Origin of the sequence: Moorena sp. SIO3B2 (genome assembly GCF_010692525.1) — a bacterium.
Classification (GTDB): Bacteria; Cyanobacteriota; Cyanobacteriia; order Cyanobacteriales; family Coleofasciculaceae; genus Moorena; species Moorena producens.
Genome location: NZ_JAAHHE010000265.1, coordinates 1 through 8,554, shown reverse-complemented (window position 1 = coordinate 8,554; position 8,554 = coordinate 1). Strand labels below are relative to the sequence as shown.

At 46.2% G+C, this 8,554-nt stretch carries 7 protein-coding genes; 4 read left to right on the top strand and 3 right to left on the bottom strand.

Going from position 1 to position 8,554, the window contains the following annotated elements; translation table 11 throughout:
- Positions 1-254: 254 nt before the first annotated feature.
- Positions 255-464 (bottom strand): hypothetical protein, encoded by a 210-nt coding sequence (locus tag F6K38_RS30510; RefSeq protein ID WP_287358813.1) that lies wholly within the window; start codon positions 462-464, stop codon positions 255-257.
- A gap of 180 nt (positions 465-644) precedes the next feature.
- On the opposite strand from F6K38_RS30510, the gene F6K38_RS30505 reads away from it, so the two are divergent.
- Positions 645-1,970 carry an AAA-like domain-containing protein gene (locus F6K38_RS30505; RefSeq protein WP_287313206.1) on the top strand — a complete coding sequence of 442 codons (1,326 nt, stop codon included), beginning with the start codon at positions 645-647 and terminating at the stop codon, positions 1,968-1,970.
- 210 nt (positions 1,971-2,180) lie between these two features.
- A complete protein-coding gene (locus F6K38_RS30500) occupies positions 2,181-5,216 on the top strand; it encodes an AAA-like domain-containing protein (RefSeq protein WP_287358810.1) in 3,036 nt (1,011 codons plus the stop codon).
- Here the strand turns inward: F6K38_RS30500 and F6K38_RS30495 are convergent.
- Both F6K38_RS30495 and F6K38_RS30490 read right to left on the bottom strand, forming a co-directional pair.
- Positions 5,161-5,595: a hypothetical protein gene (locus F6K38_RS30495; protein ID WP_287358807.1), complete on the bottom strand. Its 435-nt coding sequence runs from the start codon at positions 5,593-5,595 to the stop codon at positions 5,161-5,163. The genes F6K38_RS30500 and F6K38_RS30495 overlap by 56 nt on opposite strands.
- Complete coding sequence (locus F6K38_RS30490; protein WP_287358804.1) at positions 5,592-6,503, bottom strand: Rpn family recombination-promoting nuclease/putative transposase; 912 nt, start codon at positions 6,501-6,503, stop codon at positions 5,592-5,594. The genes F6K38_RS30495 and F6K38_RS30490 overlap by 4 nt, the downstream gene beginning before the upstream one ends.
- Between F6K38_RS30490 and F6K38_RS30485 the strand changes: the two genes are divergently transcribed.
- Both F6K38_RS30485 and F6K38_RS30480 read left to right on the top strand, forming a co-directional pair.
- A complete protein-coding gene (locus F6K38_RS30485) occupies positions 6,475-6,912 on the top strand; it encodes a hypothetical protein (protein WP_287358803.1) in 438 nt (145 codons plus the stop codon). The two genes, F6K38_RS30490 and F6K38_RS30485, sit on opposite strands and share 29 nt — an antisense overlap.
- A 177-nt stretch (positions 6,913-7,089) precedes the next feature.
- On the top strand, positions 7,090-8,554 hold a 1,465-nt coding region (locus F6K38_RS30480), incomplete at its 3' end, for a sodium:solute symporter family protein (RefSeq protein WP_287358800.1).

Sequence of the window (8,554 nt, the reverse complement as noted above, 5' to 3'; positions counted from 1 at the left end):
TTCCCCCATGAGCGACTGCATCAAGACAGGGTTTTGACGCCCTGGCGACCATAAGTGAAACTTGTTTTGTGGAGGTTAGTTTACTGAGTTAGAAGTTGGAATGTTGTTGTTTTGGATCAGTTGCTGAGGTAAGCATTCAGCAGTCAGCGGTCAGCGGTCAGCGGTCAGCGGTCAGCCTTTGGCTAATAGCTGATAGCTGATCAGCTCAGCAGTACTTGTAATGGCTTACATAATAGAATTCGGTCAAGAATTGGTTAACCAAACCTTGACCGATTTTTTTTATTGGTAAGCAGTAAGCAGTCAGCCGTCAGCCCTTGGCCTTTGGCTGTTCGCGTAGCGTGCGCGTAGCCCATAAGCTGTTCGCGTAGCGTGCGCGTAGCGCTTAACCTGTTCGCGTAGCGTGCCCGTAGCGCATAAACTGATAGCTGATAGCTGATAGCTGATAGCTGAATGCTTACGAACAAACTTCACGTTAGTTCATGGCTCTTCACATCTTCACTAATGTGAAGGTCAAAAATATCTTTGTGATTATTTTTTAACTGCTAAAAAAAAAAATGTGAAATTCTTCACTCAATCTTGATGAAATCATCAACAATAATTTAAAATAACTATAGGACTATCTACTGCACAAGGAGCACTCGTCGATGATTAGTAAAGAAGCCTTCGAGCAAAAATTCAAGACCATGCCCTGGAAAAGGCGACAAGTGTTGGAGGCGGTGGTTGGTGGCCAAACAGATGAAGCAATCAAAGAAAAGGTTTTACGTGTCTATGATGTATCTACTGTAAGAAACCATATTTCTAAAATCTATAAAGACTTTGATATTGAAGCTAATGGTTTTAATTGTCGTTGGGAAATAGTTGAAATCGTTAATACCTATAAGCCTGAGTTAGTGGCTGACCAAGTATTAAAAGAGTACGAGTTGTCATCCTATCGTTCTAAAGCTGATCAATATAAATTTATTGATCAATCTCTTGATCAATCTAAAGCTGATCAAGAGATTTATATTGAGCGCCCACCAATTGAAAATCGTTGTTATCAGGAAATTGTTAAGCCGGGAGCGTTAATTCGGATTAAAGCGCCGAAACGGATGGGCAAAACCTTATTGATTCAGAATATTATCGCCCATGGCGAAAAACAGGCTTATGGAAAAGTTTATTTAAATATAAATCAGCTCCCTTTCACTAATTTAGATATATTTTTAAAGTCGTTTTGCTTGCAAGTTGGTAAAAAACTGAAATTGCCCAATCAGTTGCAGACCTATTGGGATGATAGTTTTTTTACCAGTGTTGACAACTGCACTGCCTACTTTGAAGAGTATTTGTTAGCCTCTTTAGAAAGTCCGTTACTGTTGTGCTTGGATGACCTTGATCCAGTGTTTCACCATCAAGACATTGCTGAAGAGTTTCTGCCGTTGCTCCGTAATTGGCATGAGACGGGCAAGTTTGAGGATAGTTGGAAAAAACTGCGGTTGGTTGTGGGTCATGCCACGGAAGTTTACATTGATTTAGATCTGAATAAGTCGCCATTTAATGTGGGAAAACCTATAGAGTTACTACAGTTTGATGCTCAGCAGGTCAAGCGGTTTTCCCAGGGTTATGGGTTGAATTTGTCTGTGGATTCAGTAACCAAACTGATGGCAATGGTGGGGGGACATCCTTATTTATTGTCCCAAGCTTTTGATCATCTCAAGAATCACCAAGCAGTAGAGAAGAAACTGGATACCCTTTTGGCTAATGCCCCCACAGAAGCAGGAATTTATCGCAGTTATCTGTACTCACTGTTAACTAGTATTCAAAAGCATTCCGAATTGCTGGACACTGTTAAACTACTAGTTAGTACAACTAAGCCCGTCCGCCTGGATGCTAATATAACTCGGAAGTTGGAAAGTATGGGGCTGGTTGAGCGCCATGGGAATGATTGTAGTTTGAGATGTAATTTGTATCGTCAGTATTTTAGCGATCGCATTTAGGGAGCAGGGAGTCGGGAGTCGGGAGTCGGGAGTCGGGAATCGGGAGTCGGGAGTCGGGGTAATATCATTATTATCAATAGAGCAGGAAGTAGAATAACAATGAGCAAAAACATCTTTAACTATACCAAATTATTGAAAACTACTTCTTCTCTCTCCCCTCTCCCCACACTCCCCACACTCTTCCCACTGTTCCCTGTTCCCTATTCAACCATGACCAATAAACAATCAACAGTCTACAAAGTTGGAGGTAGTTTAGGTCACGATGAACTCACTTATGTGACCCGAAAAGCTGATCACGAGCTTTATCAGGCATTGATGGCTAGGGAGTTTTGTTATGTGCTGAATTCCCGACAGATGGGTAAGTCCAGTTTGCGGGTGCGAACCATGGAAAAGCTAAAGAATGCGGGAGTCGCTTGTGGGTCTATTGATGTTACCAGGATTGGCAATCAAGTAACCTCCCAGCAGTGGTATGGCAGTTTGATTAGAAGTCTTGCCAAGAGTTTTAAATTGAACACAAAAATCCAGGTAATTCCTTGGTTAAAAGAGCGTGAAAAATTCTCACAAGTCCAGTGGTTAGATGAGTTTATTGAGTCGGTTATCCTAGAAGAAATCCGTCAACCGATTGTTATTTTTCTGGATGAAATTGATAGTATTATTAAAGTTAACTTTAAAGATGATTTCTTGGCGTTAATTAGGGCCTGTTACAATCAAAGAGCCGAAAATCCAGCTTACAATCGTCTAACCTTTTGTTTGCTGGGGGTGGCAACTGCAGCAGATTTAATTCAGGATAAACAGCGCACCCCGTTTAATATTGGTCGGGATATTCAGTTAACTGGGTTTACCTTTGAGGAGGCCAAACCGCCTTTGGTTCCCGGTTTGGTAGGCCAGGTGGATAATCCTGAACAGGTTTTAGGTGAGATAGTACATTGGACGGGAGGACAACCGTTTCTGACCCAGCGGCTGTGTCGTTTGGTGGTGGAGACTTCGGAATCGGGAAATAGTCTTTCCCTAGAACAGATAGTGCGTAGCCAGATCATAGAAAATTGGGAAACTCAGGATGAACAGGAGCATTTCAAGACCATACGCGATCGCATCCTCAGAAATGAGCAACGGGCTGGTAGGCTGTTGGGTTTGTATCAGCAAGTGTTGGATCACGGTTGTATAGCGGCTGATGGTAGTGAAGAACAGACGGAATTAAGGTTGTCGGGGCTGGTGGTTGAGCACCATGGCTGTTTAAAGGTTAATAACCGGATTTATGGGGAGGTTTTCAATTGTAATTGGGTCAATCAAGAATTGGCCAGACTACGCCCCTACTGTGAGGCTTTTACGGCTTGGGTTGATTCTGGATGTAAGGATGACTCTCGATTGTTGCGCGGGAAAGCATTAGAGCAGGCGGAACAATGGTCGAGTGGGAAAGCGTTAAGCGATTTGGATTCCCAGTTCTTAAGAGCTAGTCAGGTTTTAGACAAGCGAGAAGTCCAAAAGGCTTTGGCTGCTGAGAAAGAGGCTAGTCAGATATTAGCCAAGGCTCAAGCAAAAGCCAAGCGAACCATATCCAGAGGGGGAATTGTATTGGGTTTGTCCTTAGTTGCGGTAATTGTTGCTGTGGTGACTGGTATCAAGGCTAGAGAAAAAATAGAGGAAGCCAAAACAGACATGCAACTAGAACGGGAAGGGCTTGGGATTATAGTACAGTTACAGGATAATGTTTGCTGCGGCACCAGTACAGAAAAGCAAAAGCTTTTGTACTTGGCAATGGAGACTGGGCAAGAGCTATATAATATCGTTAAAGATGGTCGCCCCCTGGATCAATATCCTGTCATCAGTCCTGTATATGCCCTCCAGCAGAGTATTAGTAAATTCCGAGAAGGGGCTGTGCTCACAGGGCATCCTGATGAGGTAAAAGATGTAGCATTCAGCCCGGATGGAAAGAGGCTGGCCACTGCTTCCTATGACAAAACTGCCAGAATTTGGGACTTACAGGGCAATCAATTAGCCGTGCTCACAGGGCATCCAGATCAGGTAACGGATGTAGCATTCAGCCCGGATGGAAAGAATATTGCCACTGCTTCCTATGACAAAACTGCCAGAATTTGGGACTTACAGGGCAATCAATTAGCCGTGCTCACAGGTCATCAGGGTGCGGTATGGAGTGTAACAGTCAGTCCTGATCGACAGAGGGTTGCCACTGCTTCATATGACAAAACTGCCAGAATTTGGGATACAAAGGGAAATGAATTAGCCGTGCTCAAAGGGCATAAGCGCGCGGTAATCGATGTAGCATTAAGCCGGGATCGACAGAGGGTTGCCACTGCTTCAGAGGACAAAACTGCCAGAATTTGGGACTTACAGGGCAATCAATTAGCCGTGCTAACAGGCCATCAGGAAAAGGTAACAAGTGTAAAATTCAGCTCAGATGGACAGAGGTTGGCCACTGCTTCCTATGACAAAACTGCCAGAATTTGGGACTTACAGGGCAATCAATTAGCCGTGCTCACAGGGCATCAGAACAGGGTAACGGATGTGGCATTCAGCCGGGATGGACAGAGGCTGGCCACTGCTTCATCCGACGGCACTGCCAGAATTTGGGACTTACAGGGCAATCAATTAGCCGTGCTCATAGGGCATCAGGACTCGGTATATAGTGTAGAATTCAGCCCGGATGGACAGAGGCTGGCCACTGTTTCATTGGACAAAACTGCCAGAATTTGGGACTTACAGGGCAATCAATTAGACGTGCTCGAAGAGCATAAGTACTCGGAATATAGTGTAGAATTAAGCCCGGATGGACAGAGGCTGGCCACTGCTTCCTTCGACAAAACTGCCAGAATTCGGGCGCTTGAAAGTTTAGATGATATGCTGGCTAGGGGCTGTGAATTGCTCCAAGATTACTTTGTCGAGCATCCTGAAGCAAAAGATAGGTTAACGGTATGCCATAGGGAACAGGGAACAGGCAAGAGTCAAGAGGCAAGAGGCAAGAGGCAAGAGGCAAGAGGCAAGAGGCAAGAGGCAATGAGGCTCCTCGGAGCCCCTAGGGAGGCTCTTAGGCTCAATAAAGAGGCAATGAGGGTACAAAAAGAAGCAATAAGACTTGAAAACGAAGCAATAAGACTTGAAAACGAAGCAATAAGACTTGAAAATGAAGCAATGAATATAAATAACGAGGCAATCAGGCTCGACCGTGAGGCAATCAGGCTCGACCGCAAGGTTCTGAGGCTCGACCGCGAGGCCCAGGGGAACCCCTAGGGAGGTTCAGAAGTTCATTCACGAAGTTCAGAGGTTCGTTCACGAGGTCCAGAGGCTGGTTCACGAGGTTCAGAGGTTCAACCACGGTATTCAAATACTCACCGTCGAGGCTCAGAGGTTCGTTCACGAGTCTTTGAGACTGGTCTACGATATTCAAATACTCGCCCACGAGACTCAAATACTCGTCCACGAGTCTCTGAGACTCAACCACGGTATTCAAATACTCGCCCACGAGACTCAAATACTCGTCCACGAGTCTCTGAGACTCAACCACGGTATTCAAATACTCGTCCACGAGACTCAAATACTCGTCCACGAGGTCGAGATACTCAAGGTTGATATTCAAATACTCAAGGAAGAGGTTCAGAGGCTCGCTCACAACTGATCAATGTCATCCACACTCAACCCAGTATATTGAGCAATATCCTTCAGGGGTAACCCTGCTGCCTTCATCTGTTTAGCAATCTTTTGTATACCTGCTTGTTCACCTTCAAGTCTACCTTGTTCGAGACCTTGTTCAAGACCTTCAAGTCTACCTTGTTCGAGACCTTGTTCAAGACCTTCCTGAATCAAGGTTTGATTAACACTGTACATATCCCGGTAGACCTTCAGACTATCCTGGTACAGGGCTTGCTCCTCAGAGGAGAAATTGGCAATCTCGGCCACCTCAAATAGCTGGGCAAACACATTCCCTTGCAACGGTTCAGGGGGAGCATTACAGCTGGCGAGATGCCTCAATAAAAATAACCACTTATCAAAATGGGTTTCTAGTTGATCAACAGATTTAGTAAATTTTGGTAGTTCCACATAGATGAATTTCAACTTATCGTAGAACACTTCACACCGCTGATTTTTTAGCTCTACCACATGCAACAGTTCTGAATCCTGCTTATGGTCATCAAAACAAAAATCCAGAATACCGACAGTGTAGACTGCCGTTAGCTTATAATTCCAATTTCCCTGTTGCGCCTGTTCTTGGATCGGGAAAGTGGCATAGTAGACACTGCGGTCTTTGAAGAACGTTTGTTTTGCCTTTTGCATTTCCACAATGAAACGTTCACCGCTTGTGCTCTGGCAATAAATATCAAAAATTGCTCTTCTGTCCACTAAGGTCTTACCCAAGAACTCCGGATTCTTAATGGTGACATCCTGAATCTGATGGTGAGGAGGCAACAGAGTATTCAAGAAATCGATTAACAGTGCTTTGTTGGGCTCAGTGCCAAAGACGCGCTTAAAGCCGAAATCCGTGAGCAGGTCAATGTATTTATCTGGCAAGGGGAAAACCATATCAAATATCTCCCTATTTCCGGATTGGGTGCATCTGTTTTATTTTACTAAAAAACTCTGGAGCTCTTGCCCCTATTGCCTATTGGGGTGCATCTCACGTTTGCTGTTTGACCCGGTGGGTGAAACGGGCATGTTTGCGTGGAACAGGCTTCCAGCCTGTGGCAATTTTCGGAAGGGCGGTCCCAACACTGGCGGTGCGTTACGGGAAGGGCTATCCCAACACTACGAGGCGGAAAATCAGTGCGAGCCCGTCCCAACACTGGCGGTGCGTTACGGGACGGGCTATCCCAACACTACGAGGCGGAAAATCAGTGCGAGCCCGTCCCTAACGCACCCTACACCCTTTCTCAGCAGCGATCGCTTCTTCCGCAGCCAGATCGATGTAGATATCAACCATACCGTAGTTTGATCCCGTGGTGCGTTACGGGGCGGGCGGTTCCAACCAGGCTCGAAGAGGTTGAACATGAGGGCAAGCCCGCCCCTAACGCACCCTACGCACTGGCTTCCCCCTTAATCAGGGGGACGGGAGGGGGATCCCGTCCGAATCTGATATGATATCTCAATCCGTGACCAGCAACCGGAATTTATGCAACTCGTTGATTGGCTGATTGTCCTAGTCTACTTAGTCTTGTCTTTAGGGTTAGGACTATACCTCTCGCGCAAGGCTTCCGGCAGTCTTGTGGATTTCTTTGTTTCGGGGCGATCGCTCCCGTGGTGGTTAGCCGGTACCAGTATGGCTGCCACCACTTTTTCCATAGATACCCCCCTCTACATTGCCGGAGTAGTTGGCAATCGAGGCATTGCGGGCAACTGGGAATGGTGGAGTTTTGGCATATCCCATCTGATCATGATTTACATCTTTGCCCGGATGTGGCGACGGTCAGAAATTGTTACGGATGCCGAACTCACGGAAATCCGTTATGGTGGCTCGATAGCTGCCCTATTACGGGGAACCAAAGCCTTTCTGTTTGCGGTACCAATCAACTGTATTGCCATTGGCTATGCCATGCTAGCCATGGTCAAAGTCGTAGGTGCTCTAGAAATTTGGCAAAGCCTTGGTATTGCGCCCGAAGCCAGTAGTGTAAAACTCTGGAGTGTATTGGGAGTAAGTGTTCTAGTCTTAGTTTACGCTGGCTTTGCTGGACTGTGGGGCGTAGTAGCTACAGATTTCTTCCAATTCTTTTTTGCCCTACTCGGAGCAATGATAGTTGCTGTAGTTGCCATTAACCATGTCGGTGGTATTCATCAACTAGTCCCAAAAGTGCAGGAAGTCACCCAACAGGATGTACTAGCCTTTTTTCCCCTCACTGTCGGTTCCGGAGGCATTAGTTGGAGTGAAACCGCTGGCATCAGTGCTAGCACATTCTCTGCCTATATCTTCCTGCAATGGTGGGCATGGCGTCGCAGTGATGGCGGTGGTGAATTTGTCCAGCGTTTGGCCGCATCCAAAAATGAAGCAGATGCCGAGAAAGCGGCTTGGCTATTCAATATCTTTCACTATGTAATCCGGACCTGGCCCTGGATTTTAGTTGCCCTAGCCGCAATGGTAATCTATCCAGATTTGGCAGACCGGGAATTGGGGTATCCCAAACTGATGCTAGACTTTTTGCCACGAGGGATGCTCGGGATAGTGGTAACCTCCCTGCTCGCCGCATTTATGAGTACCGTGTCTACCTCCATTAACTGGGGAGCCTCCTATCTCACTAATGACCTCTATTTGCGCTTTGTTCATCCCCAGGCCAGAGAATCGGAACTAGTCTTAGTGGGGCGGATTGCATCAGTGCTGGTCACGGTTTTAGGAGCAATTGCCGCCTTCTTTGCCACAGACGTTGCCACCGTATTCCGATTAGTAATTGCCATTGGTACCGGACCGGGATTAGTGTTAATGTTACGTTGGTTCTGGTGGCGGATTAATGCTGCTGCGGAACTAACCGCCATGGTTGCTGGTTTTGTAGTCGGGTTTGGTACTAGTGTCGTGCCAGTTATTCAGATTCCTGACTTTGGTTGGCGTCTGCTAGTAACAGCTGGAATTACTGGTGTGTTGTGGGTAG